The sequence below is a fragment of the Pseudomonas sp. Sample_14 genome (genome assembly GCF_004307515.1).
Lineage (GTDB): Bacteria > Pseudomonadota > Gammaproteobacteria > Pseudomonadales > Pseudomonadaceae > Aquipseudomonas > Aquipseudomonas atacamensis.
Genome location: NZ_RCOC01000015.1, coordinates 23,545 through 48,142 on the forward strand (window position 1 = coordinate 23,545; position 24,598 = coordinate 48,142).

A 24,598-nucleotide genomic window follows, 5' to 3' on the forward strand; every position below is an offset into this window, starting at 1 on the left:
TGGCGGATTACGCCGGATTTCTCTTACAGATTATTCAGGTCGACAACCTACGCGCCGCTGCCTGAGGATGGTTTCTGTAGTTTTTCCAGGATGGATATCAGATGAAGAGGATGAGTCCGTTGCCATTCGATTTTATTTTCAGTCGGCCGCTGTCATGAGCATTTCCAATGAGGATCGTGATTTTCTGGTGGCGTTGGGCAGTCGCATTGCACATTTACGCACGGTGCACGAGATAACACAGACGCGGTTTGCAAGGGCTTTAGGTCTTTCCCGGCAGACCTTTCAGGGTTACGAGGAGGGCACGCGCAGCATGCCGGTCACGACACTGGTGAAGATGGCATTTGCGCTTCGCGTTCCCGTTGAAGACCTGCTCGGGGTTCCCTCGTACACGGAGACGCCCAGACGCAGCTTGACCTCGACGTGGTATCGACGGCTGCAGTCCATCAATGAGCTTTCGAAGGTCCAACAGAAGGTGATTGCGCAGATGCTTGACGCGCTGATCGCACAGGCAGCGACCAAAACAAGCAACGAAGAAAGAGAAATTTGAAGTAACCCTAAGAACGCGGAACCAGGGTGCGCCAACACCCTGGCTCCGCTAACCACAAGCAGCTAAACAGGAGCTGATCATGGCTAAAACCAAGCATACGTCATCAACCCCCATCACTGAACGCCGGTTGAAAATCGCCGCTGATTTTTACCCGGTCCACACCAAGGAAAAGCCCTACAGCCCCGCCAAACCCGTACCCTGGATCAGACTGCGCGGCCTGTGGTTACGGCAGGCAGGATTCGAGGTGAACGAGAACGTCAAAGTGCGTGTGATGAAAGGGTGTCTGGTGATTACAGCGGAATAGATGAATCATCCAAGTACAGCCGCAACGCCATTTGCGTAGGAAAAACGCCGCTAACCCTCAAGGGATAGCGGCGTTTTTTCTCATATAGCGCTCTTGATTATCTAGAGTTTTATGGCGGGCGGGGCCCGTAATACCTGGCTAAAAGCCTGGTTGGGAGGAAGGCATTATCTTGAATTTGATATGTGGCTTATATGAAAAAAGGCGCAGTGCAAACTGTAAGAAAGTCTGACGGATGAGCGGCTGCGAGCCCACTGATCAATCGAAAGGGCTGAAGATAGACCTTCTGTGGGTGGGGAACCGGAGGGGGAATTATTGCAGGCATAAAAAAACGGCCTACCTTTCGGTAAGCCGTTTTTAGTACTTGGTGGCTACACAGGGACTTGAACCCCGGACCCCAGCATTATGAATGCTATGCTCTAACCAACTGAGCTATGTAGCCAAGTGGCGCGCATTATTCCCCTGAAATGGCAAAGCGTCAAGCGTAAATCGAAAATATTTCTTCCTGTTTTCAACCGCTTATCCTCCAGCCCCGAAAATCGGGGCCGGGGAGGGCGTCAGCGCAGTTGGAATCTGGCGGTATTGGCGCTCAGGGCTTCGCTGCCCTGGCTCAAGGTGTCCGCCGCGAGGTTCACCGCGCGTGCACCTTCAAGCAAACGCACCGCCGCTTGGTCGACCTGCTGGATATTGCCGCTGACTTCATCGGCGGTGCTCGCCTGCTCTTCAACCGCCGTGGCGATCTGCGCGAGGGTGTCGGTGACGCTCTGCACGGCGCTGGCGATTTCACCCAGGCGTTCGCCGAGTCCGGTGACCGCTTCGGCATCCGATTGCGCCTGGCCGCAGGCGGCTTCCATCAGGCTCACCGCTTCGTTGACCGTGGCGCGCAGGCTGTCGACGGTGCCGGCGATCTGCGCGGTGGACGATTGCGTGCGTTGCGAGAGGCTGCGCACCTCGTCGGCGACCACGGCAAAGCCGCGACCCTGTTCGCCGGCGCGGGCGGCTTCGATGGCGGCGTTGAGTGCGAGCAGGTTGGTCTGCTCGGCGACGCCGCGAATGGTGTCCACGACCAGTTGAATCTGCTGGCCTTGCTCGCTGACCCGGCCGAGTGCGGCGGCAGTGTCGTTCAGGCGCTGATTGAGCTGCTGAATGCTGGCCGTGGTGCGTTGGCTGTCGCGGCTGCTGTCGGCGGCGATGCGCCGGGTCTGCTGGGCGCTGCCGGAGGCCTGTTCGCAACTCTGCGCGACGCCTTGCGAGGTCGCGGCCAATTGCGTGGCGGCAGCGGCAATCTGGCTGATCTGCAACTGCTGCGCCTCAACTTCACCGAGGGCGCCGCTGGAGTGTTGGTTGAGGCTGCGTACCGCGTTGCTCAACTGCGAGGTCTCGTGGTCGACGCCGAGCATGCTGCTGCGCAGTTGCACCACGGCGACGTTGAGCGCGGTGCTGATCGCTGCCAGCTCATCGCGCCCCACCACCGGTACTTGCAGGCTCAGGTTGCCGTCGCGCAAAGCTTCGGCGAGTAGGGTGATGCCGCTGGCACTGCGGCGGATCGAGGCTTGCAGGCAGACGAACAGGTATAACGCGGCCAGTAGCAGGCAACCGAAGATAGCAGCGACAACAATGAACTGGCGGATCGCCGAGCTGTAATAAGCATCGAGCCGCTGATCCAGCGCGACCAGGGATTGCTGGCGCAGGGAAGCAAGGTCGGTGAGCAGCGCGTCGAGGCTGCGTTCGAAGTCCTCTGGCTTGAGGTTGATGCTGCCGCCAAACACACCGTCGTCGAGAACTTTCAGGCCGCTGTCGAGGTGTTTCAGGCTGTCATGATACTGACCGGCCCAGGCTTGCAGCTCGGCTGGCAGACGCGCCTCCAGCAGGCCGGCGGTTTTCACCAGTTGCTCGCGGGCGTCACCAATGCGACTGCGCAGGTCGCGCAACTGCAAGCGGCTCTGCAGGGTGAACTGCCCGGAGACCACCGAAGCCTGGCCGACTGCGGCGAGACGCCCGACCCGCTCGATCAGGTCCGGTGCGTGCTGCGTGGAAATCTGCGTCAGCAGGTAGGTTTCCAGCCACGGCGCGAGGGTCAGGCGATTGTCCATGACGATCTGCTCGCGCAAGGCTTGCAGCGCGCCCAGGGCATTGGTGAAGCGGTCATAACCGTCCGGCCACCAGCCGACACTGCTGAGGCTTTTCGTATCCAGGCCATTGAGTGCGGTTTGCAGCGCCTGAAAGCGTTCGAGGATTGCGCCGTCGGCGCCTTGCTGGTTCAGGGCATTGCCCAGCTCGGTGGTGGCTTGCAGCACCGCCGGTTGCACGCCGTCGAAGGCAGCCATGGCGGCGAGGGTGGCCGGTGTCGGCTGACGATTGGTCTCGGTGGCGCGCCAGCGGGCGGCGCGGTCGCGTTGCGCGGCGAGCAGGTTGTCCAGTGCATCCAGCGCGAGCAATTGACGCACGCCGGCACGTTCGCCCGAGATCAGATTGAGCTTCTCGCGATAGTCATGGCCGATCATCAACAGGCTGCCGGCCAGCGGCAGAATGAACAGCAGAAACAACAATTGGAATTTACCTGCGAAGCCAAACCGCCCCAGCAATTTGATCCCCGGTGAAAGGAAAGCCTGCATGCCTCATGACTCCTCTGGACACCACGCACCATTGGCGTGCATCGCGAACCTTTCGGCTGCGACCTGTGCCCTCTAAAAGGCCTCGAAAGTTCACTCATGCCCGCTCTGTAGGCCGGCTCTGTAGCGAAACTTCCCATTGTCGAGCGCCTTTGTAAGGCGATCGTGTTCAAGGGCAGAAGCAAGGCAAGATTCAGACCATGGCGTTGCGCTATCACCGTTTGCTCGACGACCAGTCAGTTAGTTAGCTGCCTAAGGGGATAGCGCGAGCGCACCGAAAAATGGCACATTGGCGCACCTGCCTGCGGGCACCCATCTGCTGTCCGGAATTTTCCATGGCTATCAGCAACGTTCAGACCGCCGCTGCCTCGGCGACCGCTGCTCCGCAAAGCAGCCCCTTGGTGATGCGCATCATCGGCGCGGTGGCGCTGGCGCATTTGATCAACGACCTGATCCAGTCGGTTCTGCCGTCGATCTACCCGATGCTCAAAGCCAACTATGGCCTGACCTTCACCCAGGTCGGCCTGATCACCTTGACCTTCCAGTTGACCGCGTCGCTGTTGCAGCCGTGGGTCGGTTATCACACTGATCGCCACCCCAAACCGTGGCTGTTGCCGGCGGGCACGGTGTGTACGTTGATCGGCATTCTGATGATGTCGGTGGTCGGCAGCTTCCCATTGATTCTGCTGGCGGCGGCGCTGATCGGCATTGGCTCGTCGACCTTTCACCCGGAAGCCTCGCGTGTTGCGCGGCTGGCCTCGGGCGGCCGGTTTGGTCTGGCACAATCGACCTTTCAGGTCGGCGGCAATGCCGGCTCCGCGTTCGGCCCGCTGCTGGCTGCAGCGATCATCATTCCCTTCGGCCAGGGCAATGTGGCGTGGTTCGGTCTGTTCGCGGTGTTTGCGCTGTTCGTGCTGTACCGCATCAGCCGCTGGTACGCCAATCACCTCAACTTGTTCAAGCTCAAGGCCGGTCAGGCGGCGACGCACGGCTTGTCGAAGGGCAGGGTGACCAGTGCGCTGGTGGTGCTGGGGCTACTGGTGTTCTCCAAGTATTTCTACATGGCCAGTTTCACCAGCTACTTCACCTTCTACCTGATCGAGAAGTTCGACCTGTCGGTGGCCAGCTCGCAATTGCATCTGTTCCTGTTCTTGGGCGCAGTGGCGGCGGGGACGTTCTTCGGCGGGCCGATTGGCGACAAGATCGGGCGCAAGGCAGTGATCTGGTTTTCCATCCTGGGGGTGGCGCCGTTCACCTTGATCCTGCCGCATGTCGATCTGTTCTGGACCAGCATTCTCAGCGTGGTGATCGGCTTCATTCTGGCGTCGGCATTCTCGGCGATCGTGGTGTACGCGCAGGAACTGGTGCCGGGTAATGTCGGGATGATTGCCGGGATCTTCTTCGGCCTGATGTTCGGTTTCGGCGGGATTGGCGCGGCGCTGCTCGGGCATCTGGCGGATGTGCACGGGATTGAGTACGTGTACTTCCTGTGCTCGTTTCTGCCGTTGTTTGGTGTGTTGGCGATCTTTTTACCGCGTACCAGAAAGCCCTGAACAGACGAATCGAACTGTGGGAGCGAGCCTGCTCGCGAATGGGTGTGTCAGTTGACGAATGCTTAGCTGACACGCCGCATTCGCGAGCAGGCTCGCTCCCACAGGGAAATGTCCTCAGTCACTGAATTTCAGGCAAAAAAAAGCCGCGTATTAAACGCGGCTTTTTTGTGCAGCTGTTGCTTAGACGTTGAAACGGAAGTGCATCACGTCGCCGTCCTTGACGATGTAATCCTTGCCTTCCAGACGCCATTTGCCGGCTTCTTTGGCGCCAGCTTCGCCTTTGTACTGGATGAAGTCGTTGTAGGCGATGACTTCGGCACGGATGAAGCCTTTTTCGAAGTCGGTGTGGATCACGCCAGCGGCCTGTGGGGCGGTGGCACCGACCTTGACGGTCCAGGCGCGGACTTCTTCGACACCGGCGGTGAAGTAGGTCTGCAGGTGGAGCATTTCGTAGCCGGCGCGGATCACGCGGTTCAGGCCAGGCTCTTCCAGGCCCAAGGCCTCGAGGAACATGTCCTTCTCTTCGCCGTCGTCGAGCTCGGCGATTTCCGCTTCGATCTTGTTGCACACCGGAACGACCATGGCGCCTTCTTCTTCGGCGATGGCCTTGACCACGTCCAAGTGCGGGTTGTTCTCGAAGCCGTCTTCAGCCACGTTGGCGATGTACATGACCGGTTTGGTGGTCAGCAGGTGGAAGCCCTTGATCACGGCTTTCTCATCCGCGCTCATGTTTTTCATCAGGCTGCGTGCCGGCTTGGCTTCGGTGAAGTGCGCGATCAGTTGCTCGAGCAGAGCCTTCTGAACCACGGCGTCCTTGTCACCGCCCTTGGCGTTGCGCGCGACTTTCTGCAGTTGCTTCTCGCAGCTGTCGAGGTCGGCGAAGATCAGTTCCAGGTCGATGATTTCGATGTCGCGTTTCGGGTCGACGCTGTTGGACACGTGGATCACGTTGTCGTCTTCGAAGCAGCGCACCACGTGAGCGATAGCGTCGGTTTCGCGGATGTTGGCCAGGAACTTGTTGCCCAGGCCTTCACCTTTCGAGGCGCCGGCGACGAGGCCGGCGATGTCGACGAATTCCATTGTGGTCGGCAGGATGCGCTTGGGATTGACGATGGCCGCCAGCGCTTCCAGACGCGGATCCGGCATCGGCACGATGCCGCTGTTCGGCTCGATGGTGCAGAAGGGGAAGTTCTCGGCCGCGATACCGGATTTGGTCAGGGCGTTGAACAGGGTGGACTTGCCGACGTTAGGCAGGCCGACGATGCCGCAATTGAATCCCATGGTGTTTCCCCTCGGGTAAAAGTCAGGCCTTCTGGCTGTGCAGGTTTTTCATCGCGCGGTTCCATTCCCCGGCGAGGATATCCGGCAGCACGCCGAGGGCAAAGTCGATGCTGGCATCGAGTTTTTCCTGTTCGGCGCGTGGCGCACGACCCAGGACGAAATTTGAAACCATACTGGCAACGCCCGGGTGGCCGATGCCAAGCCGCAGGCGGTAGAACGTATTCTGATTGCCCAGTTGCGCAATGATGTCGCGCAACCCGTTGTGACCGCCATGGCCGCCGCCCTGCTTGAGCTTGGCAACGCCCGGAGGCAAGTCGAGTTCGTCATGCGCCACGAGGATTTCTTCAGGCTTGATGCGGAAGAAACCGGCGAGTGCCGCCACGGCCTGGCCGCTGCGGTTCATGTAGGTGGTGGGAATCAGCAGACGAACATCCTGACCTTGATGCGAGTAGCGCCCGGTCAGGCCGAAATATTTGCGATCGGCCACAAGATTCACATTCTGTGCATGGGCGATGCGCTCAACAAAAAGGGCCCCTGCGTTATGCCGGGTCTGTTCGTATTCAGCGCCTGGATTTCCCAGGCCAACGATCAGTTTGATGGCAGTCACGATAGGGGCCCTTCCTTGGAGTGGTGGATAACATCGCCGCGATCGGGGAAAGCGGCGAAAGTGGACGAAAAATGCTCATTTACCATGGATGTAAACTCCGCGTTCTCGCCCGCTTTCTCGCTACGTTCCAGTCCGCGATGTTACTTGCTCACTCCGGCATGACAGAGTGAATTACTCTGCTTCGCCTTCTTCGGTAGGTTCTGCAGCAACACGTGGAGCGTGGACGTTGGCAACAGCCTTGTCATCGCCGTGTGCCAGAGCAACGAACTCAACACCTTTAGGAGCTTTGAGGTCCGACAGGTGAATGATGGTGCCGATTTCTGCTTTCGACAGATCGACTTCGATGAACTCAGGCAGATCTTTTGGCAGGCAGGTCACTTCGATTTCAGCAACAACGTGCGAAACTTCGCCGCCTTTCTTCACTGGAGCTTCTTCGCCAACAAAGTGTACAGGCACGATGGCGGTCAGTTTCTGGCCGGCAACAACGCGTACGAAGTCAGCGTGCATCACGTGGCCTTTGGCCGGGTGACGCTGCAGAGCCTTGATGATGACGTTCTGCTTGGTGCCACCAACGTTCAGCTCGATGATGTGGCTGTAAGCCGCTTCGTTTTCGAGCAGTTTGGCAACTTCTTTGGCCAGCATGCTGATGGATTCAGGGGCTTTGTCGCCACCGTAAACAACAGCTGGAACCAGAGCGGCGAGACGACGCAGGCGGCGGCTCGCACCTTTCCCCAGGTCGGAACGCACTTCAGCATTCAGAGTAAAATCGTTCATTTTGTATCTCCAAAATAGCCATGACCGAGTGGCGTTTGCGACCAGCGCCGAACACGGTATGGGCAAAAAAGCCCCGCCCCGACAGGAATGCCGGGGCGGGGCGCTTTTCGTCAACGAGACATTTCGCGAAGGGCAGGGCCCTTAACGGAACATCGCGCTGATCGATTCTTCATTGCTGATGCGGCGAACCGCTTCGGCAACAACCGGTGCGATATCCAGTTGACGGATACGTGCACAGGCTTGTGCTGCAGCGGACAGCGGGATGGTGTTGGTCACCACCAGCTCGTCCAGCACGGAATTTTCGATATTCTCGATGGCCCGGCCCGACAGCACAGGGTGTGTGCAGTAGGCAAAGACCTTGGCTGCGCCATGCTCTTTCAGGGCCTTGGCCGCGTGGCACAGGGTGCCGGCGGTATCGACCATGTCATCGACGAGAATACAGGTACGCCCTTCGACATCACCGATGATATGCATCACTTCAGAGTGATTGGCTTTCTCACGGCGTTTGTCGATGATCCCGAGATCGACGCCCAGCGACTTGGCAACAGCCCGTGCACGCACGACGCCACCAATGTCCGGGGACACGATCATCAGGTTTTCGAAGCGCTGATCTTCGATGTCATCCACCAGAACCGGGGAGCCGTAGATGTTATCTACCGGAATATCGAAGAAGCCCTGAATCTGGTCAGCATGCAGATCAACCGTGAGAACACGGTCGATGCCGACTACGGTAAGCATGTCAGCAACGACTTTCGCGCTGATAGCCACACGTGCGGAACGCGGACGGCGATCCTGACGGGCATAACCAAAATAAGGAATAACAGCAGTGATACGAGTAGCCGAGGAGCGGCGGAAGGCGTCAGCCATCACTACCAGTTCCATCAGGTTATCGTTGGTCGGAGCGCAGGTCGGCTGAATAATGAAGACGTCTTTACCGCGAACGTTTTCATTGATCTCGGCTGTGATTTCGCCGTCGGAAAACTTGCCGACAGAGATGTCACCGAGAGGGATATGCAGCTGACGTACGACACGCCGAGCCAGATCGGGGTTGGCATTCCCCGTAAAGACCATCATCTTGGACACGCGCAGTACCTAGAGGCTGAGGGTAACCTGGATGAGTAGAGAAAATGGCAGGGGCGGCTGGATTCGAACCAACGCATGGCAGGATCAAAACCTGCTGCCTTACCGCTTGGCGACGCCCCTGTATCTGTTGCTTTCAAGTGCCGGGCACTTGATTCCTTTAGAGCAGACTTTGCAGCTTGCGATGCAACATCGAAACGTTGCTTCCTTTCGCTACAAACCCTGTAAGGGTCTCTGTCAGAAGGGCCGAGACTTTATCAGCTTCAGCTTTGCTTGGGAAGCCCCCAAACACACAACTTCCAGTTCCGGTGAGCTTTGCTTCGGTAAATTTACCTAACAAATCCAATGCGTTACGTACCTCTGGATAACGCCTTGCTACCACCGGCAAGCAGTCATTTCGACTGTTTCCCTCGGGAACGGGGCGCACTTTAATGGGCGGTGTGTTACGTGTCAACAAAGGATCGGAAAAAATTTCTGCCGTACTAACAGCGACTTGCGGCACGAGCACCAGATACCACGGTTCTTCGGGGTCGACCGGGGTCAGTTTCTCGCCGACGCCCTCGGCAAATGCCGCATGGCCACGGACGAACACCGGGACGTCGGCACCGAGTGACAAGCCCAGTACGGCGAGACGATCTTCATCCCAGCCCAGTTGCCACAAATGGTTTAGCCCGAGCAGGGTCGTCGCCGCATTCGAGCTGCCGCCGCCAATGCCGCCGCCCATGGGCAGGACTTTGTCGATCCAGATGTCGATGCCGAGCGCGCAGCCGGATTGTTGCTGCAACATCTTCGCCGCGCGCACGATCAGGTTGCTGTCGTGGGGCACGCCGGCGAACTCGGTGTGCAGTTGAATCACGCCGTCATCGCGCACGGCGAAAGTGATTTCATCGCCGTAATCGAGGAACTGAAACAGCGTCTGCAATTCGTGATAACCGTCTTCACGGCGACCGAGAATGTGCAGCATCAAGTTGAGTTTGGCCGGTGAGGGCAGGGTCAGGCGTGCAGCGGTCATGCTTTATTGCCCCAACTTGCGCGGTTGCCAGGTCTTGATCACCAGCGTTACGTCAAGGTCGGTGCCGTGCAGCTTGATGCGCTCGGGGAGCCAGTAACCATTCTGTTCGGTGTAGGCGGTGTATTCGACTTTCCAGCCGTCCTGCTCAAGGCTGGCCAGACGACTGTTGGCGTCCAGGTTCAAGCGACTTTTGCTTTCCGGAGCGGGCAGGCCACGAACCCACCAGGCCAGATTGGATACCGGCAATTTCCAGCCCAGCTGTTCTTCGAGCAGGGCTTCAGGAGATTGCGATTCGTAGCGGCCCTGGTTAGCGACTTCCAGTGATACTTTGCCCGGACGCCCCGTCAGCCGTGCCGCACCACGACCCAGCGGGCCGGACAGGCGAATGTCGTAGTAATCCTGACGTTGCAGCCAGAACAGCGTGCCGCTGCCGGAATCCTTCGGCGCGCGGATGCCGATCTTGCCGTCGATCTGCCAGCCGTCGAGGCCGGTCAGTTGCTGTTTGTTTGCCGCCCACTGGGCCGGGCTGCCGTGGCCCTCGACCGATTCGCGAGTGCCGAACCCCGAGCAGCCGGCGAGCAGGGCGATGAAGCTGAAAACAATAACGTGGCGCAAAAGCATGGTTTAAAGATTCTCGGATCCGGTCAGGCGCTTGATGGTGCTGCGCAGAATGGTGCTGTCGGGCTGATCCTTGAGGAACTTGCCCCACACTTGTTTGGCTTCGCGTTGATTGCCCTTGGCCCAGAGGACTTCGCCAAGGTGCGCGGCGACTTCGTGGTCGGGGAAACGCTCGAGCGCCTGGCGCAGGTATTTCTCCGCATCGTCCAGATTGCCCAGGCGATAGTTCACCCAGCCGAGGCTGTCGAGTACCGCCGGGTCTTCCGGATTGATCTGGTGCGCCTGCTCGATCAGCGTTTTCGCTTCAGCGTAGCGGGTGGTGCGATCGGACAAGGTGTAGCCCAGTGCATTGAGCGCCATGGCGTTGTCCGGGTCGCGCTTGATGATCAGGCGCAGGTCTTTCTCCATTTGCGCCAGATCATTGCGTTTCTCCGCGAGCATGGCGCGGGTGTAAAGCAGATTGAGATCGTCCGGGTATTTCTGCAGCGCTTGTTGCAGAACCTTCCAGGCCTTGTCGTCCTGTTTATTGGCCGACAGGGTTTCCGATTCGATCAGATACAGCTGGATCGCGTAGTCGGGCTGCTCGTCACGCTCGGCCGCCAGTTTGCTCTGCGCTTCGGCGGTTTTGCCGTTGCTCATCAGGATATCGGCCTGACGCAGCTGTGCCGGCAGATAGTCATTGCCCGGGCCGACCTGGGCATACTCGATGAGCGCGCCTTGCGGGTCATTGCGCTCTTCGGCAATCCGGCCGAGATTCAGATGCGCCGAATCGACATGGCTTTCGCGAGCGATCAGGTCTTCCAAATAACCCTTGGCCTCTTCCCACGCCTTGGCTTCCAGGCACACCAGCGCCAGCGAATAACGCAGTTCGTCGTCTTCCGGGTATTGCTGAACGAGCGTGGAGAATTCGGCCTTGGCGTCGTCCATGCGGTCCTGTTCGACCAGCATGCGCGCGTAAGTCAGGCGCAGGCGCTTGTCTTCCGGGTATTTCCTGATGCTTTTTTGCAACAGCGGCAGCGCTTCGTCACCACGGTTGAGCAACTGAAGCAGGCGCGCGCGCAACAGGATCGGTGCTATTTCGCCGTCTTCCGGCGGGTTGTCTTCGAGCAGAGTCAGCGCGCCTTGATTGTCGCCGTCCTGCTGCAACAGCAGGGCCTTGCCGAAAATCAGCTGATTGTTGTTCGGGTGGCGCTGGAGCAAACGGTCGAAGCTTTTCATCAGACCGTTGCGGGTTTCCTGATCGGTGTCGGCGGCCGACAACGCAAGGAAATCGAAATGGGTGTCGCCCTTGCCCTGCAGGACTTTCTCCATATAGACCATGGAGTCGTCGTAGCGCCCGGCGCGGGCCAGTTGCACGGCGGCGGCGCGTTGCGCTTCGAGATCGTCCGGCGCGTTGCGCGCCCAGATCAGCGCGGTGTCGAGGGCCGGTTGATCGGCGCCCAGATATTCGGCGATGCGGAAAGCCCGCTCGGAGACGCCCGGATCCTGGGTGTTGATGGCCTGGGTCACGTAGTTGTCCAGGGCAATGTCGAAACGATTGCGCTGGCCGGCGAGTTCGGCGCTCAGCAGGCTGAACACGGTTTCCTCGCTGAATGAGCCGTAAACCTTGGGCTTTTCAGGTGCGGGCGTGGTGTCTTCGACCGGCGGGATGCCGTCCGGCGCAACGGGCGCCATGGCTTGGCAGCCGCTGAGGAAGACAAAAGCGAGGAGCAACGCGGAAGATCTATTCATATAGGAAGAGGACGACTAACCTGCGGTCGGATCATCATGACACAAGCCTTCGGCCAAACATAACCGAGACTCAATTGTGGCCATTATAGGGGCTGACGATTGGGACAATAGTCAGCGGTAGTTGTTCTGAATCTTTCGAAGTAGGACAATTGCCGGCTTCACGTCACCACCAGCGACCTTGAATGGCCTTCCTTGCACTCGGTATTAACCACAAGACTGCTTCAGTAGACGTCCGCGAGCGCGTGGCCTTTACCCCTGAGCAACTGGTGGAGGCCTTGCAGCAGCTCTGCCGACTGACCGACAGCCGCGAAGCCGCGATCCTCTCCACCTGCAATCGCAGTGAGCTTTATATAGAACAGGATCAGCTGTCGGCCGATGTCGTGCTGCGCTGGCTGGCCGATTATCACCATCTGAGCCTGGACGAGCTGCGCGCCAGTGCCTATGTGCATGAAGACGATGCGGCTGTTCGTCACATGATGCGCGTCGCCTCCGGGCTTGACTCGCTGGTGCTGGGCGAACCGCAGATTCTCGGTCAGATGAAATCGGCCTACGCCGTGGCCCGCGAGGCCGGCACCATCGGCCCGCTGCTGGGCCGGCTGTTTCAGGCGACGTTCAATGCCGCCAAGCAGGTGCGTACCGATACTGCGATCGGCGAGAACCCGGTGTCGGTGGCGTTTGCTGCGGTGAGCCTGGCGAAACAGATTTTCAGCGATCTGCAACGCAGCCAGGCGCTGCTGATCGGTGCCGGCGAGACGATTACGCTGGTCGCGCGCCATTTGCATGAGCTGGGGGTCAAGCGCATCGTCGTTGCCAACCGTACACTGGAGCGCGCCAGTCAGTTGGCCGAGCAGTTCGGCGCTCACGCGGTGCTGCTCTCGGACATTCCGGCGGAGCTGGTGCGCAGCGATATCGTCATCAGTTCGACCGCCAGCCAGTTACCGATCTTGGGCAAGGGCGCGGTGGAAAGTGCGCTGAAGCTGCGCAAGCACAAGCCGATCTTCATGGTCGACATTGCCGTACCGCGCGATATCGAGCCGGAAGTCGGCGAACTCGACGACGTTTACCTGTACAGCGTCGACGATCTCCACGAAGTGGTCGCCGAGAACCTCAAGAGCCGTCAGGGCGCTGCGCAAGCGGCGGAAGAAATGGTCTCGGTCGGCGCCGACGATTTCATGGTGCGCCTGCGCGAACTGGCGGCGGTCGATGTGCTCAAGGCCTATCGTCAACAGAGCGAACGCTTGCGAGACGAGGAATTGCAGAAGGCCCTGCGTCTGCTGGCCAACGGCGGCAACGCCGAAGACGTGCTCGGACAACTGGCCCGTGGCCTGACCAACAAACTCTTGCATGCGCCCAGCGTGCAGTTGAAAAAGCTGTCTGCCGAAGGCCGCCTCGATGCGCTGGCCATGGCCCAGGAACTCTTTGCCCTTGAGGGCTCACCGGATAGTTTTTCGGATAAAAAACCGCAATGAAAGCGTCACTGCTCAACAAGCTGGACATTCTCCAGGACCGTTTCGAGGAACTGACCGCGCTGCTCGGCGACGGTGAAGTCATTGCCGATCAGGCCAAATTCCGCGCCTATTCCAAGGAGTACGCCGAACTCGAGCCGGTAGTGGCCGCCTATAAAAAGCTGCTCGGCGTACAAAGCGATCTTGAAGGCGCGCAGGCGCTGCTCAAGGACAACGACCCGGACATGCGCGAAATGGCCGTGGAAGAAGTTCGCGAAGCCAAGGAGTTGCTGGTCACGCTGGAATCCGATCTGCAGCGCATGCTGCTGCCTAAAGATCCGAATGACGGGCGCAACGTCTTCCTCGAAATCCGCGCCGGCACCGGTGGCGACGAGGCGGCGATCTTCTCCGGCGACCTGTTCCGCATGTACTCGCGTTATGCCGAGCGGCGTGGCTGGCGCGTCGAGATCCTCTCGGAAAACGAAGGTGAACACGGCGGCTATAAAGAAGTCATCGCGCGCATCGAAGGCGACAACGTTTACGGCAAGCTGAAATTCGAGTCCGGCGCGCACCGCGTCCAGCGCGTACCGGCCACCGAATCCCAGGGCCGGATCCACACCTCGGCCTGCACCGTGGCGGTATTGCCCGAGCCGGACGAGCGCGAAGCCATCGAGATCAACCCGGCGGATCTGCGTGTCGACACCTACCGTTCCTCTGGCGCTGGCGGTCAGCACGTCAACACCACCGACTCGGCGATCCGCATTACCCACATCCCGACCGGCACCGTCGTCGAGTGTCAGGAAGAACGCTCCCAGCACAAGAACCGTGCCCGGGCGATGGCGTGGCTGTCGGCGAAACTCAACGATCAGCAGAACGCAGCGGCAGCCAACGCGATTGCCAGTGAGCGCAAGTTGCTGGTCGGTTCCGGCGATCGATCCGAGCGCATCCGCACCTACAACTATGCTCAGGGTCGGGTCACCGACCATCGCGTCAACCTGACCCTGTATTCGCTGGATGAAATTCTCGCTGGTGGCGTCGAAGCCGTGATCGAGCCGTTGCTGGCCGAATATCAGGCTGACCAACTCGCAGCGATAGGTGAATAAATGACCATCATCGCCAGCCTGTTGCGCGCTGCCGAGTTGCCGGACTCGCCGACTGCGCGTCTGGACGCTGAATTGCTCCTGGCCGCCGCACTGGGCAAGTCGCGCAGCTTTCTGCACACCTGGCCCGAGCGCATCGTGCCAAGCGAGGCTGCGCTGACCTTCGCCGAATATCTGCAACGGCGGCGTAGCGGTGAACCGGTGGCCTACATTCTCGGCCAGCAGGGCTTCTGGAAGCTCGATCTGGAAGTCGCGCCGCACACGCTGATTCCGCGCCCGGACACCGAACTGCTGGTGGAGGCAGCCCTTGAGCTGCTGCCGGCAACCCCGGCCAAGGTTCTTGATCTGGGCACCGGCAGTGGCGCGATTGCTTTGGCTTTGGCCAGCGAACGCCCGGCGTGGAAGGTCACCGCTGTGGATCGCGTGCTCGAAGCCGTGGCCCTGGCCGAACGCAACCGCCAGCGTCTGCACCTGAACAACGCTACGGTGCTGAGCAGCCATTGGTTCAGCGCCCTTGAAGGCCAGCGCTTTCAACTGATCATCAGCAACCCGCCGTACATTGCCGCCGCCGATCCGCATCTGGTCGAGGGCGATGTACGCTTCGAACCGGCCAGTGCGCTGATCGCCGGTGAAGATGGCCTCGACGATCTGCGCCTGATTGTGGCGCAGGCGCCGGATCATCTTGAAGCCGGCGGCTGGCTGATGCTCGAACACGGCTATGATCAGGCCGAAGCCGTGCGTGATCTGCTGCTCACTCGTGGCTTTGAAGAAGTCCACAGCCGCACCGATCTGGGCGGCCATCAACGCATCAGTCTGGGGCGCCTGCCGTGCTGAATGATCAGGAATTGCTGCGCTACAGCCGGCAGATTCTGCTGCAACACGTCGACATCGACGGGCAACTGAAGCTCAAGGCCAGCCGCGTGCTGATCGTCGGCCTTGGCGGTCTCGGCGCGCCGGTGGCGTTGTATCTGGCGGCAGCGGGCGTCGGCGAGTTGCATCTGGCGGATTTCGACACGGTCGATCTGACCAACCTGCAACGGCAGATCATTCACGACACCGACAGTGTCGGCATGTCCAAGGTCGACTCGGCGCTCAAGCGCCTGGGCGCGATCAATCCCGAGATTCAACTGGTCGCCCATCGTCAGGCGCTGGACGCCGATTCCCTCGCCGCAGCGGTGGGGGCGGTGGATCTGGTCCTCGATTGCTCGGACAACTTCTCTACCCGAGAGGCAGTCAACGCCGCCTGTGTTGCCGCGCGCAAGCCCTTGGTCAGCGGTGCGGCAATTCGTCTGGAAGGGCAGCTGTCGGTGTTCGATCCACGGCGTGCCGAAAGCCCTTGCTACCACTGCCTGTACGGACACGGCAGCGAAGCCGAACTGACCTGCAGCGAGGCTGGCGTGGTCGGGCCATTGGTCGGTCTGGTCGGCAGCTTGCAGGCGCTGGAAGCGTTGAAAGTACTGGTCGGCTTTGGCGAACCCTTGGTGGGGCGACTGTTGTTGATCGACGCCTTGGGCTCGCGCTTCCGTGAATTACGGGTCAAGCGTGATCCGGGTTGCAGCGTCTGTGGCGCCCGCCATGCGTGAAGCGCCGATCGGCGTGTTCGATTCCGGGGTCGGCGGCTTGTCGGTCCTCGGCGAAATTCAGCGCTTGCTGCCCAACGAATCGCTGCTTTACGTCGCCGATTGCGGGCATATTCCTTACGGCGAGAAAACCCCGGAATTCATCCGCCAGCGTTGCAGTGCGATGGCAGGATTTTTTCGCGAGCAGGGTGCCAAGGCGTTGGTGCTGGCGTGCAATACCGCGACCGTGGCCGGTGTTGCCGACTTGCGTCGCGACTTTCCCGACTGGCCGATTGTCGGCATGGAACCGGCGGTCAAACCGGCCGCAGCGGCCACGCGAAGCGGCGTGGTTGGCGTCCTGGCCACGACCGGCACATTGCAGAGCGCAAAGTTTGCCGCGTTGCTCGATCGTTTCGCAGCTGACATAAAAGTCATCACCCAGCCCTGTCCGGGACTGGTCGAACTGATCGAAACGGGTGATCTGCACAGCGCCGAATTACGCACTTTATTGCAAGGTTACGTCGCTCCATTGCTGGCGCAAAACTGCGACACAATCATTCTTGGTTGCACCCATTATCCCTTCCTCAAATCGTTACTCAGGTCGATGATCGCCGACGATGTCAGCCTGATCGATACCGGAGCTGCCGTGGCCCGGCAGTTGCAGCGCCTGCTCGCCGAGCGTGATCTGCTGGCGCAACGTCCGAGCCAGCCTGTGAAGTTCTGGACCAGCGGCGATCCGCAATCCCTCAGAAAAATCCTACCGTTGCTGGGCCAAACTGCGTCGAATGTGCAAAACTTCGACTTGTAAAAAAAATGTGAAATAACTAAAAAAACGCTGAACTTCTGACCAAGCGCGGATTTCTATAGCGACAGCAGCAACTAAAAACCAAACGATCGTTCCGGAAAAGGAAGTTTCAAAGTGAAGCGACTATTCTGCTTGGCCGCGATTGCGGCCGCACTGATGGGGCAAAGCATTTCTGCACAAGCCGCTGGCGTTGAATTCGCCGTCGGCGGTACCAGCGATTCGACAATGACGTATCGCTTAGGCATGAATTTCGACTGGGACAAGAGCTGGCTGCAGAGCGACGTGGGTCGCCTGACTGGCTACTGGAGCGGTGCCTACACGTACTGGGAAGGTGACAAGACTTCCAGCAACAACAGCCTGTCGTTCTCGCCTGTATTCGTTTACGAGTTTGCCGGTCAGTCGGTCAAACCGTACGTGGAAGCGGGTATCGGCGCGGCGTTCTTCTCCAACACCGAATACGAAAGCAACAAGCTGGGCGGCTCCTTCCAGTTCGAAGACCGCATCGGTGTCGGCCTGCGCTTCAACGGCGGCCACGAAGTCGGCATCCGCGCCACGCACTACTCCAACGCCGGCCTGTCCAGCGACAACGATGGTGTAGAAAGCTACGCGCTGCATTACACAATGCCGCTGTAACACGCCGCTACGCGGAACCAACGTGGGAGCGAGCCTGCTCGCGAAAGCCGAGTGTCAGTCAATTCAAATGGTGGCTGACACACCGCCTTCGCGAGCAGGCTCGCTCCCACAGTTGTTTCTGCGTTGTCAAAGAAATCAGCGGTAGGCTGTCGCAATACCCCGGCGCTCTTCGATGCACTCCGGCGCGCCCATTTCAAACTCGCGGCAAATCAGCGGGCGTCGTTCATAGATCGTGCACATCATGCTGTCGCGATCCAGCGCCGCGCACCAGCCGTCGTCCAGACGCAGCATCACTTCACCGCCCCATTCATCGGTATCGATAAAGCGATCAGGTACGCCGGTGTCGGTGATCAGCATCACTTCGAGCTGGCAGCAGCACGCCGCACAGGTCGAGCAGGTGACCGCCGGTTCGGCGATTTGGGTGTGGGGGATGGTTTTCATCGTGGCAGTGTAAGGCAGTGATCGCTGTGGGTGTGAAAGCGCTGACGGACGCTCACGGCGCCAGACGTCGCGCCATCAAGTGCAACAACGGAAACAGCGCGGCCCAGAGCAGCCCGATCAAGATCAGCGTGGGGATATCGCCGTAGGGAAATTGCACGCCGGCCAGGCGTCCGCCAGCGTAGTACGACAATGCGCCGCCCACCGCGCCAAGTGCGCTCGCCAGCCACCATGGCCGCGCGCTCCAGGCCAGGCAATGGCGCAACGTGGTGGCGAGCAGCGCCCACAGCAGCATCAGCCACAGCGGAATCAACGGTGACGCGTCTGCAAAGCGGAACACGTCGAGGTAACGCAAGACGCTGTCCACCGCCGTGCCGACAATCACCACGCACAGAATCAAACGACCTTCTGCCGCCCAACTGCTGATCCAGCGCAGATGAATCACCAGTGCCGCCACCGCCAGCAACAGCCACAAACTGTTGCCGCCGAGCACGCAGGCCAGCCAGCCGAGCTGAAACAGCACGGCATTGGCGATTCGCTCACGCATCGAAGCGCCCGAGCAACGGCGCGGTCATCGCCGCCGGTTTGGCCAGCAGCAATTGCGCGGTGCCGATGGTGCGTTCGAGGAATCCGCCCTCGCAGTAGCACAGATAGAACTCCCACAAACGCAGGAAATAATCGTCGTAGCCCAGTTCGCTCAGGCGACCGTGGGCGAGGCGAAAGTTCTCGTGCCACAGGCGCAGGGTCTTGGCGTAATGCAGGCCGAAATCCTCCATGTGCAGCAGGTTCATGTCGGTTTCGCGGCTGACCACATCGAGCATCTTGTGCACCGAGGGCAGTGCGCCGCCGGGGAAGATGTAGCGCTGGATAAAGTCGACGCTGCGCTTGGCCTGTTCGTAGCGTTGCTCGCGAATGGTGATCGCCTGGAGCAGCATCAGGCCGTTGCTCTTGAGCAACTGCGCGCATTGCTTGAAGTAGGTGGGCAGGAACCGATGGCCGACCGCTTCGATCATCTCGATCGATACCAGTTTGTCGTACTCGCCGCTGAGGTCGCGGTAGTCCTTGAGCAGCAGGGTGACGCGATCCTGCAAGCCGAGTTGTTCGATGCGCTTGGCGGTGAACGCGAACTGCTCTTTCGACAGCGTCGTAGTGGTCACGCGGCAACCGTAATGCTGCGCTGCGTACAGGGCCATGCTGCCCCAACCGGTGCCGATTTCCAGCAGGTGGTCGCTGGGCTTGAGCGCGAGTTTCTGGCAGATGCGTTCAAGTTTGTTCAGTTGCGCCTGTTCCAGGGTGTCGCTCGGCGAAAGGAACTGGGCGGCGGAATACATCATGGTCGGGTCGAGAAACTGTTCGAACAGTTCATTGCCGAGGTCGTAGTGCGCGGCGATGTTTTTCTGCGAACCCTTTCGCGTGTTGCGATTGAGCCAGTGCAGCCCTTGCACGAAGGGCCGGCCCAGACGCGCCAGGCCACCTTCCATGGCATCGAGTACATCGAGATTGCTGACGAACACGCGCACCACAGCAGTCAGGTCCGGCGAACTCCAATAGCCGTGGATGAATGCTTCGCCGGCGCCGATCGAGCCGCTGCTGGCGACCATGCCCCACAGGGCCGGGTCGAGTACATGGACTTCGCCGAGCAGAGCACTGCCCGGGGTGCCGAAAAGCATTTGTTCGCCATCCTCGACGACCATCAATTGTCCGTGTTTGAGCTGGGCCAATTGGCGCAACACGCCACGGCGCAGCAGCGAGCCGGTCAAACCGTTGGTGCTGAAGCGACCGAGCGGCAGGCTAGAGGATTTCATGGTGCGGCTCCTTCGGAGGCACAGTGGCGGTTTTAAAGCTGCCGTCGGCAGCCTGGTGAGGGAAGATCGGCGCGCGCTTGAGCAGCAGTCGCAGTGCTTGCCAATAAATCGCCAGAGCGGTTTTTGCGGTCATCCACGGAAAGCGCCGCAGGTAGCGATGCAGGCTGCGACGATCGAGCGGTTCACGGCGCAGATTGAGCGTGGCGTCGAACAGTTTCTCGTTGCCCTGCCAATCGGCCATATGCACGCCAAGGCTTTGCGCAGCGGGGCTGAAGCTCATGCGGTATTCGAGGTCGCGGGGCAGAAACGGCGAGACGTGAAACGCCTTGGCCACAGCGAAATGCTGATGGAAATCCACCAGGCTGGTCGGCGTCTGCGCCGGCAGCACATAGTGATAACGCTCGCGCCACGGCGTGTTGGTCACTTCACAAACGATCGCCGCCAGTTGCCCGTCGGCTTCATGGCAGTAGAAGAAACTCACCGGATTGAACGACAGCCCCCAACTGCGCGGCTGGGTCAGCAGGCACACCGCGCCTTGTGGCTCATGACCGATGGCTGCGCCGACCTGCTGACGCACGGCGTCGATCAGGCGCATGCCCTTGCCGGTGAAGGCTTTCAGGTAATCGGTTTCGCGAAACGAGAACGGCGCAAAGCGGCTGCGCCCGGCCAGTGGCGACAGCGCCAGCACGGCGTCCTGTTCGCTCAGGTCGAGATAGAGCAAACCGATGCGATAGCGGAATTCGTGGCGGCGCGGCGAAAAACGTCGGTGGCCGATGACGCCGTTGTACAGAGCGCTGTTCACAGGGTTTCACCGAACGCGGCGGCTACGCGCAGCCCGCTGACCACGCCGTCTTCGTGAAAACCGTTGGCCCAGTAGGCGCCGCAATAATGCGTGTGCTGCTCGCCATCGAGTTCGCCCCAACGGTTTTGCGCGGCCGCTGCGGCGAGGGTGTATTGCGGGTGGGCGTAGGTATAGCGGGCCAGCACTTTATCCGGGCTGATGCCGGCAGTCTGGTTGAGGCTGACGCAGAACGTAGTGTCGCTCTCGATGCCCTGCAGGATGTTCATGTTGTAGGTGACCGCCGCGCGGGTATGGCCGGCGCCGCCGAGGCGATAGTTCCAGCTGGCCCAGGCCAGTTTGCGCGTTGGCAGCAGGCGCGTGTCGGTGTGGAGCACGACGTCGTTGTCGGCGTAGAGCAGGGCACCGAGAATCGAACGCTCGGCGTCGCTCGGGTTGGCCAGCAGGTTCAGCGCCTGATCGCTGTGACAGGCGAACACCACTTTGTCGAAATGTTCGAGGCCGGCCGGGCTGTGGATAACTACGCCGTGCTGGTTGCGCTCGACGCGCTTGACCGGGCAGTTCAGACGAATCCTGTCGCTGAATGAAGCAGTCAGCGGCGCCACATAGGCACTGGAACCGCCTTCAATGACCTGCCACTGCGGACGATCGCTGACTGAGAGCAGGCCATGATTCTTGAAGAAACGCAGGAAGAATTGCAGCGGGAAATTGAGCATTTCCGCCATCGGCATCGACCAGATCGCCGCGCCCATCGGCACGATGTAATGCAGGATGAAACGCTCGCCGTAGCCGCCAGCCTTGAGGTAATCATCGAGGGTGGTGTCAGCGGCGATGCGCAGTTCGATCAGGTCGCGCTGGGCTTCTTTGTTGAAGCGCAGAATGTCGCGCAGCATGCCCCAGAACCCCGGCGACAACAGATTGCTGCGCTGGGCGAACAGGCTGTTGAGGTTGTTGCCGTTGTACTCCACCCCAGTGTCCGGGTCGGTTACCGAAAAGCTCATTTCGGTCGGCTTGAACGCCACGCCAAGCTGGTTGAGCAAGCGAATGAAGTTCGGGTAAGTCCAGTCGTTGAACACGATGAAACCGGTATCGATGGCGAACGATTGCCCGGCCACGCTGACCGGTACGGTGTGGGTATGGCCGCCGACCCAGTCACTCGCTTCGAACACGGTGATGTCGTGGCGGCGGTTCAGCAGGTAGGCGCAGGTGAGCCCGGCGATACCGCTGCCAATTACGGCGATTTTCATATCGGGTCCCGCTGCGGAGGGTTCTTGCGCACCATGCGTTTGCCGATCGCCAATTGCGCGCGGGCGGGCAGTTTCGACAGCGGCCACAGAGCGGCCATGAACAGTCCCGGAAAGGCAATTTCCAGCGGACGGTCCTTGAGTTTGGCGAAGATGTGCCGCGCCGCTTTATCCGCAGGCCAGCTCAGCGGCATCGGGAAATCGTTCCTTTCGGTCAGCGGCGTTTCGACAAAACCCGGGCTGATGATGGTGACTTCAATGCCTTCATCCGCCAGATCGATGCGCAGCGATTCGAACAGGTAACGCAGCCCGGCCTTCGATGCGCCGTAGGCTTCGGCCCGTGGCAGCGGCAGGTAAGTCACCGAGCTGGCCATGCCGACCAGATGCGGCGCGGTGCCTTTGCGCAACAGCGGCAGGGCGGCTTCGATGCAATAGCTGCTGGCGAGCAGATTGGTGCGCACCACATGCTCGATGATCGACGAATCGAACTGGCGCGCGTCGACATATTCACAGGTGCCGGCGTTGAGAATCACGCTGTCCAGCGAACCCCAGGCCTCGGCGATCTGCTCACCGATTTCGCGCACGGTCTGACTGTTGGTCAGATCGCCGGGCACCACCAGCACCTGGCCCGGATAACGCTGGGACAAGACCTTGAGCGGCGCGGCCGAGCGCGAGCTGACCGCCAGGTGCGCGCCACTTTTCAGAATGTCCTCACACAATGCTGCACCGATGCCACTGCTGGCCCCGGTCAGCCAATACCGCCGTGGAGGTGTACGACTCATCCCATTCTCCTTTTCAGCCAGGCAATCGCCCGGCCCAATATTGGCAAGTGTTCATACAGCAGCGCCCCGGCATCGAAATAATCCCGATGGCGATAAACCTTGTCGCGCCAGAGCAGGTGCGAACAGCCACCGACCCTGATTTCCCGGCCCTTGGCCAGGCGCGGATGGCGATAACTCATGACCCAGCGCAGGTAACCCTCACCTTCGCGGATCTGGTCGAAACCATGAAAATCGAAACGCAGATCGCTGACGTTGGCGTACAGCTCACTGAAGTAATCCCGCAGTTGTGCCAGGCCCTGAACTTCGTGCAGCGGATCAGTGAAATGAATGTCGTCGCTGTACAGCTCGCCGAGGCGATACAGGTTGGCTTTGTTCAACCCGGAAAACTCGCGGGCGAAGCTGCGCAGGAATTCACTCATCGCTGCCGCCCACAGGCTGGCGCGACGGCAGGTTCTTGAACGCCGTCAGCGCACGCTCGCGTGAAGTGCTGAGGTTAACGACCGGCGCCGGATAATCGGCCACGCCGAACAGCCCTCCGGCTGCCGCCGGATTGTGCACTTCCTTCTTGTTGAGCCCGGCCAGTTCCGGCAACCAGTGCTTGATGAACACGCCTTCGGCATCGAATTTTTCCGACTGGCTCAACGGGTTGAAGATACGGAAGTACGGCGCCGAGTCGGTGCCGGTCGACGAGCTCCATTGCCAGCCACCGTTGTTGGCCGCCAGGTCGCCGTCGATCAGGTGGCGCATGAAAAAGCGTTCGCCCTCGCGCCAGTCGATCAATAGATTTTTGGTCAGGAACATCGCCACGACCATGCGCAGGCGATTGTGCATCCAGCCGGTTTCGAGCAATTGGCGCATCGCCGCGTCGATGATCGGCAGTCCGGTGCGTGCCTCCTGCCACGCCTTGAGTTCTTCCGGCGCATCGCGCCAGGCCAGCGCCTCGGTTTCCGGGCGGAAGGCGCGATGCCGCGAGACGCGTGGATAGCCGACCAGAATGTGTTTATAGAACTCGCGCCACAGCAGCTCGTTGATCCAGGTCACTGCGCCGACCTTGCCGCTTTCGAACTCGCCCTGATTGCTTTGCAGTGCAGCGTGCAGGCACTGGCGTGGCGAGATCACCCCGGCGGCGAGGTACGCCGACAATTGGCTGGTGCCGGGTTTGGCCGGGAAGTCGCGTTCGCTCCGGTAGTAGTCGATCTGCGCGTCGGTGAAAGTGTCCAGGCGGCGCTGCGCCTCATGCTCGCCGGCCGGCCACAAGGCGCGCAGGGATTCGCTTGGCGTGGCGAAGCCTTTGACCGCCTCCGGAATTGCGTCACTTTCGATACCCAGCGCGGCCTGTTTGCCCGGTGCCTTTACAAGTGCAGGCATCGAGCGATGCAGGCGCTCGTAGCAGACCTTGCGAAACTGACTGAACACCTGGAAGTAGGTGCCGGTCTTGGTCAGGATCGTGCCGGGTTTGAACAGCAACTGATCCAGATAGCTGTGGAACTCGATGCCCTCGGCCCGCATCGTTTCGGCCACGGCTTCATCGCGGCGGCTTTCGTGGACGCCGTATTCCTCGTTGACGTGCACCGCCTCGATCTTCAATTGCCGGCACAGCTTGAGCAGTTCTGCTGGCGCCTGATCCCAGTGCGGCGCGCTGCGAATCAACAGCGGAATGTTCAGCGCGCCGAGGCTCTGGCTCAGTTCGCGCAAATTGCGTAGCCAGAAATCCACTTTGCACGGCGCATCGTCGTGCTCCAGCCATTGCTGCGGACTCAACAGATACACTGCCACAGTCGGGCCGCGCGCTGCGGCGGCCGCGAGGGCGGTGTTGTCATGTTGGCGCAGGTCGCTGCGCAGCCAGATCAGTTGCATGTGATTAAACCCATC

At 60.2% G+C, this 24,598-nt stretch carries 25 protein-coding genes and 2 tRNA genes; 9 read left to right on the forward strand and 18 right to left on the reverse strand.

Going from position 1 to position 24,598, the window contains the following annotated elements:
• Positions 1 to 154 precede the first annotated feature (154 nt).
• Together D8U61_RS02930 and D8U61_RS02935 are read left to right on the forward strand one after the other, a co-directional pair.
• Complete coding sequence (locus D8U61_RS02930; RefSeq protein ID WP_232013042.1) at positions 155 to 547, forward strand: helix-turn-helix transcriptional regulator; 393 nt, start codon at positions 155 to 157, stop codon at positions 545 to 547.
• A gap of 79 nt (positions 548 to 626) precedes the next feature.
• Positions 627 to 851 carry a SymE family type I addiction module toxin gene (locus D8U61_RS02935; protein ID WP_123444155.1) on the forward strand — a complete coding sequence of 75 codons (225 nt, stop codon included), beginning with the start codon at positions 627 to 629 and terminating at the stop codon, positions 849 to 851.
• Between the two features lie 362 nt (positions 852 to 1,213).
• Here D8U61_RS02935 and D8U61_RS02940 read toward each other — a convergent pair.
• A tRNA-Met gene (locus D8U61_RS02940) sits at positions 1,214 to 1,290 on the reverse strand.
• Positions 1,291 to 1,405: 115 nt separating this feature from the next.
• The gene (locus tag D8U61_RS02945; protein WP_125927927.1) at positions 1,406 to 3,463 is read right to left on the reverse strand and encodes a methyl-accepting chemotaxis protein; all 2,058 of its coding nucleotides are present in this window, start codon (positions 3,461 to 3,463) and stop codon (positions 1,406 to 1,408) included.
• A 332-nt stretch (positions 3,464 to 3,795) separates the two neighbouring features.
• Here D8U61_RS02945 and D8U61_RS02950 point away from each other — a divergent pair, with 332 nt between their 5' ends.
• Positions 3,796 to 5,013, forward strand: a complete 1,218-nt coding sequence (locus tag D8U61_RS02950; protein WP_024014299.1) for an MFS transporter — start codon at positions 3,796 to 3,798, stop codon at positions 5,011 to 5,013.
• A gap of 180 nt (positions 5,014 to 5,193) precedes the next feature.
• On the opposite strand, the gene ychF is transcribed toward D8U61_RS02950, so the two are convergent.
• The 8 genes from ychF to D8U61_RS02990 all read right to left on the reverse strand — a co-directional run bounded on the left by ychF (position 5,194) and on the right by D8U61_RS02990 (position 12,116).
• Entirely contained in the window at positions 5,194 to 6,294 is a 1,101-nt protein-coding gene (ychF, locus tag D8U61_RS02955) for a redox-regulated ATPase YchF (RefSeq protein ID WP_016773202.1), read from the reverse strand.
• Positions 6,295 to 6,316: 22 nt separating this feature from the next.
• Positions 6,317 to 6,901 carry an aminoacyl-tRNA hydrolase gene (pth, locus tag D8U61_RS02960; protein WP_016773203.1) on the reverse strand — a complete coding sequence of 195 codons (585 nt, stop codon included), beginning with the start codon at positions 6,899 to 6,901 and terminating at the stop codon, positions 6,317 to 6,319.
• 171 nt (positions 6,902 to 7,072) lie between these two features.
• Entirely contained in the window at positions 7,073 to 7,675 is a 603-nt protein-coding gene (locus D8U61_RS02965; RefSeq protein WP_024014298.1) for a 50S ribosomal protein L25/general stress protein Ctc, read from the reverse strand.
• Positions 7,676 to 7,816: 141 nt separating this feature from the next.
• Positions 7,817 to 8,758 (reverse strand): ribose-phosphate pyrophosphokinase, encoded by a 942-nt coding sequence (locus tag D8U61_RS02970; RefSeq protein WP_003171603.1) that lies wholly within the window; start codon positions 8,756 to 8,758, stop codon positions 7,817 to 7,819.
• 45 nt (positions 8,759 to 8,803) lie between these two features.
• A tRNA-Gln gene (locus D8U61_RS02975) sits at positions 8,804 to 8,878 on the reverse strand.
• Between the two features lie 37 nt (positions 8,879 to 8,915).
• A complete protein-coding gene (gene ispE / locus D8U61_RS02980; protein WP_130926393.1) occupies positions 8,916 to 9,767 on the reverse strand; it encodes a 4-(cytidine 5'-diphospho)-2-C-methyl-D-erythritol kinase in 852 nt (283 codons plus the stop codon).
• A gap of 3 nt (positions 9,768 to 9,770) precedes the next feature.
• Positions 9,771 to 10,388, reverse strand: coding sequence for a lipoprotein insertase outer membrane protein LolB (lolB, locus tag D8U61_RS02985; protein ID WP_123444159.1), 618 nt, complete (start codon positions 10,386 to 10,388; stop codon positions 9,771 to 9,773).
• A 3-nt stretch (positions 10,389 to 10,391) separates the two neighbouring features.
• Entirely contained in the window at positions 10,392 to 12,116 is a 1,725-nt protein-coding gene (locus D8U61_RS02990) for a tetratricopeptide repeat protein (RefSeq protein ID WP_130926394.1), read from the reverse strand.
• Positions 12,117 to 12,298: 182 nt separating this feature from the next.
• Between D8U61_RS02990 and hemA the strand changes: the two genes are divergently transcribed.
• From hemA to D8U61_RS03020, 6 genes are all read left to right on the forward strand, one after another.
• Entirely contained in the window at positions 12,299 to 13,585 is a 1,287-nt protein-coding gene (gene hemA, locus D8U61_RS02995) for a glutamyl-tRNA reductase (protein ID WP_016773209.1), read from the forward strand.
• A complete protein-coding gene (gene prfA / locus D8U61_RS03000; protein WP_016773210.1) occupies positions 13,582 to 14,664 on the forward strand; it encodes a peptide chain release factor 1 in 1,083 nt (360 codons plus the stop codon). The genes hemA and prfA overlap by 4 nt, the downstream gene beginning before the upstream one ends.
• On the forward strand, positions 14,665 to 15,495 hold the full coding sequence (gene prmC, locus D8U61_RS03005; RefSeq protein ID WP_016773211.1) for a peptide chain release factor N(5)-glutamine methyltransferase: 831 nt from the start codon (positions 14,665 to 14,667) through the stop codon (positions 15,493 to 15,495).
• Positions 15,489 to 16,244 carry a molybdopterin-synthase adenylyltransferase MoeB gene (locus D8U61_RS03010; protein ID WP_130926395.1) on the forward strand — a complete coding sequence of 252 codons (756 nt, stop codon included), beginning with the start codon at positions 15,489 to 15,491 and terminating at the stop codon, positions 16,242 to 16,244. Before prmC ends, D8U61_RS03010 begins: the two co-directional genes overlap by 7 nt.
• The gene (murI, locus tag D8U61_RS03015; RefSeq protein ID WP_130902210.1) at positions 16,237 to 17,028 is read left to right on the forward strand and encodes a glutamate racemase; all 792 of its coding nucleotides are present in this window, start codon (positions 16,237 to 16,239) and stop codon (positions 17,026 to 17,028) included. Before D8U61_RS03010 ends, murI begins: the two co-directional genes overlap by 8 nt.
• 111 nt (positions 17,029 to 17,139) lie before the next feature.
• Positions 17,140 to 17,658, forward strand: a complete 519-nt coding sequence (locus D8U61_RS03020; protein ID WP_122507863.1) for an acyloxyacyl hydrolase — start codon at positions 17,140 to 17,142, stop codon at positions 17,656 to 17,658.
• A gap of 135 nt (positions 17,659 to 17,793) precedes the next feature.
• On the opposite strand, the gene D8U61_RS03025 is transcribed toward D8U61_RS03020, so the two are convergent.
• From D8U61_RS03025 to phrB, 8 genes are read right to left on the reverse strand one after another with little or no spacing between them, the layout of a single operon-like run.
• The gene (locus D8U61_RS03025) at positions 17,794 to 18,099 is read right to left on the reverse strand and encodes a YkgJ family cysteine cluster protein (protein ID WP_024014290.1); all 306 of its coding nucleotides are present in this window, start codon (positions 18,097 to 18,099) and stop codon (positions 17,794 to 17,796) included.
• A gap of 52 nt (positions 18,100 to 18,151) precedes the next feature.
• Positions 18,152 to 18,643: a DUF2878 domain-containing protein gene (locus D8U61_RS03030; RefSeq protein WP_130926396.1), complete on the reverse strand. Its 492-nt coding sequence runs from the start codon at positions 18,641 to 18,643 to the stop codon at positions 18,152 to 18,154.
• Positions 18,636 to 19,901 (reverse strand): cyclopropane-fatty-acyl-phospholipid synthase family protein, encoded by a 1,266-nt coding sequence (locus D8U61_RS03035; RefSeq protein WP_016773216.1) that lies wholly within the window; start codon positions 19,899 to 19,901, stop codon positions 18,636 to 18,638. The genes D8U61_RS03030 and D8U61_RS03035 overlap by 8 nt, the downstream gene beginning before the upstream one ends.
• Positions 19,888 to 20,703 carry a DUF1365 domain-containing protein gene (locus tag D8U61_RS03040; protein WP_016773217.1) on the reverse strand — a complete coding sequence of 272 codons (816 nt, stop codon included), beginning with the start codon at positions 20,701 to 20,703 and terminating at the stop codon, positions 19,888 to 19,890. The genes D8U61_RS03035 and D8U61_RS03040 overlap by 14 nt, the downstream gene beginning before the upstream one ends.
• Positions 20,700 to 21,947, reverse strand: a complete 1,248-nt coding sequence (locus D8U61_RS03045) for an FAD-dependent oxidoreductase (protein ID WP_016773218.1) — start codon at positions 21,945 to 21,947, stop codon at positions 20,700 to 20,702. Before D8U61_RS03045 ends, D8U61_RS03040 begins: the two co-directional genes overlap by 4 nt.
• Positions 21,944 to 22,726: an SDR family NAD(P)-dependent oxidoreductase gene (locus tag D8U61_RS03050; protein ID WP_016773219.1), complete on the reverse strand. Its 783-nt coding sequence runs from the start codon at positions 22,724 to 22,726 to the stop codon at positions 21,944 to 21,946. The genes D8U61_RS03045 and D8U61_RS03050 overlap by 4 nt, the downstream gene beginning before the upstream one ends.
• Entirely contained in the window at positions 22,723 to 23,145 is a 423-nt protein-coding gene (locus tag D8U61_RS03055; protein WP_130926397.1) for a nuclear transport factor 2 family protein, read from the reverse strand. The genes D8U61_RS03050 and D8U61_RS03055 overlap by 4 nt, the downstream gene beginning before the upstream one ends.
• Positions 23,138 to 24,583, reverse strand: coding sequence for a deoxyribodipyrimidine photo-lyase (gene phrB / locus D8U61_RS03060; RefSeq protein WP_130926398.1), 1,446 nt, complete (start codon positions 24,581 to 24,583; stop codon positions 23,138 to 23,140). The genes D8U61_RS03055 and phrB overlap by 8 nt, the downstream gene beginning before the upstream one ends.
• Positions 24,584 to 24,598 lie beyond the last annotated feature (15 nt).

Bases quoted from the DNA above. Each gene is read 5' to 3' on its own strand.
- D8U61_RS02930 (WP_232013042.1), top strand. From the start codon at position 155: ATGAGCATTTCCAATGAGGATCGTGATTTTCTGGTGGCGTTGGGCAGT.
- D8U61_RS02935 (WP_123444155.1), top strand. From the start codon at position 627: ATGGCTAAAACCAAGCATACGTCATCAACCCCCATCACTGAACGCCGG.
- D8U61_RS02945 (WP_125927927.1), bottom strand. From the start codon at position 3,463: ATGCAGGCTTTCCTTTCACCGGGGATCAAATTGCTGGGGCGGTTTGGC.
- D8U61_RS02950 (WP_024014299.1), top strand. From the start codon at position 3,796: ATGGCTATCAGCAACGTTCAGACCGCCGCTGCCTCGGCGACCGCTGCT.
- ychF (WP_016773202.1), bottom strand. From the start codon at position 6,294: ATGGGATTCAATTGCGGCATCGTCGGCCTGCCTAACGTCGGCAAGTCC.
- D8U61_RS02965 (WP_024014298.1), bottom strand. From the start codon at position 7,675: ATGAACGATTTTACTCTGAATGCTGAAGTGCGTTCCGACCTGGGGAAA.
- ispE (WP_130926393.1), bottom strand. From the start codon at position 9,767: ATGACCGCTGCACGCCTGACCCTGCCCTCACCGGCCAAACTCAACTTG.
- lolB (WP_123444159.1), bottom strand. From the start codon at position 10,388: ATGCTTTTGCGCCACGTTATTGTTTTCAGCTTCATCGCCCTGCTCGCC.
- D8U61_RS02990 (WP_130926394.1), bottom strand. From the start codon at position 12,116: ATGAATAGATCTTCCGCGTTGCTCCTCGCTTTTGTCTTCCTCAGCGGC.
- hemA (WP_016773209.1), top strand. From the start codon at position 12,299: ATGGCCTTCCTTGCACTCGGTATTAACCACAAGACTGCTTCAGTAGAC.
- prfA (WP_016773210.1), top strand. From the start codon at position 13,582: ATGAAAGCGTCACTGCTCAACAAGCTGGACATTCTCCAGGACCGTTTC.
- prmC (WP_016773211.1), top strand. From the start codon at position 14,665: ATGACCATCATCGCCAGCCTGTTGCGCGCTGCCGAGTTGCCGGACTCG.
- murI (WP_130902210.1), top strand. From the start codon at position 16,237: ATGCGTGAAGCGCCGATCGGCGTGTTCGATTCCGGGGTCGGCGGCTTG.
- D8U61_RS03025 (WP_024014290.1), bottom strand. From the start codon at position 18,099: ATGAAAACCATCCCCCACACCCAAATCGCCGAACCGGCGGTCACCTGC.
- D8U61_RS03030 (WP_130926396.1), bottom strand. From the start codon at position 18,643: ATGCGTGAGCGAATCGCCAATGCCGTGCTGTTTCAGCTCGGCTGGCTG.
- D8U61_RS03035 (WP_016773216.1), bottom strand. From the start codon at position 19,901: ATGAAATCCTCTAGCCTGCCGCTCGGTCGCTTCAGCACCAACGGTTTG.
- D8U61_RS03045 (WP_016773218.1), bottom strand. From the start codon at position 21,947: ATGAAAATCGCCGTAATTGGCAGCGGTATCGCCGGGCTCACCTGCGCC.
- D8U61_RS03050 (WP_016773219.1), bottom strand. From the start codon at position 22,726: ATGAGTCGTACACCTCCACGGCGGTATTGGCTGACCGGGGCCAGCAGT.
- D8U61_RS03055 (WP_130926397.1), bottom strand. From the start codon at position 23,145: ATGAGTGAATTCCTGCGCAGCTTCGCCCGCGAGTTTTCCGGGTTGAAC.
- phrB (WP_130926398.1), bottom strand. From the start codon at position 24,583: ATGCAACTGATCTGGCTGCGCAGCGACCTGCGCCAACATGACAACACC.